This window comes from Gemella haemolysans (assembly GCF_901873445.1).
GTDB lineage: Bacteria > Bacillota > Bacilli > Staphylococcales > Gemellaceae > Gemella > Gemella haemolysans_C.
Genome location: NZ_CABFLN010000028.1, coordinates 1 through 873, shown reverse-complemented (window position 1 = coordinate 873; position 873 = coordinate 1). Strand labels below are relative to the sequence as shown.

Below are 873 nucleotides of genomic sequence, written 5' to 3'. Positions count from 1 at the left end.
AAATCCATTAGTACCAGTAGATCCAGAACATCCAGAAAATGGATACAAGGTACCACCAGTACCAGAAACGCCTGGAACAAACACGGATATTACATATGTGGCAGATCCACAAAAAGCAGTGGTGAAAGTATTCAATACAACAACAGGAAAAGAGGTAGAATTACCAGCTGAGAAAGTAAGTATTGATAACGGAACAACAGATTCAGCAATTCCAACGGATTCAGTAACAGCTAAGATTGCAGACTTAGAAAAACGTGGATATGTAGTAGAAAATAAAGACTTATTAAATAATCAAAAATTTGATAAAGAAAAAGATCCAACAGATGGAGATCCAACACAAGTATTCAACTTGAAAGTACATGAAAAAGTGGTAGAAGTAACAGAACCACCAACACCAAATACACCGGTGGATCCAAATGTACCAGTAGAGCCAAATAAACCTGTTGACCCAACAGTACCAAAATGGCCAGCAGAAGGATTAAAAGAGTCAGATCTTAAAAAAGAAGTAACAAGAACAATTACATACGTTAAGAAAGAAACTCCAAATGGAGAAGAAGTAGCAAGCGGAAAAGATCCAGTAACACAAACAGCGCACTTTACAAGAAAAGCAAGCTATAATGTAGTTACAGGAACTATCACATACGGAAATTGGGAAAGCACGGACAAAGAATTAGCAAAAGTAGACACACCTGAATTAACAGGCTATGTAGCAGACAAAGCTTCAGTAGATAAAGTGGAAACAAATGCAGATTCGACAGGATTAGATCAAAAAGTAGTTTATACTAAACTAGGAAGTTGGGTACCAAGATTACCAGAAGGTGTAACACCACCGACAGGAACAGATATGACACCAAAACCATATCCAAACAATCC

1 protein-coding gene is annotated in these 873 nt (G+C 37.3%); it reads left to right on the top strand.

Annotation, left to right across the window (positions count from 1 at the left end; translation table 11 throughout):
- Positions 1-873: mucin-binding protein (locus JX287_RS04265; RefSeq protein WP_430537381.1), on the top strand; the 873-nt coding region annotated here is incomplete at both ends.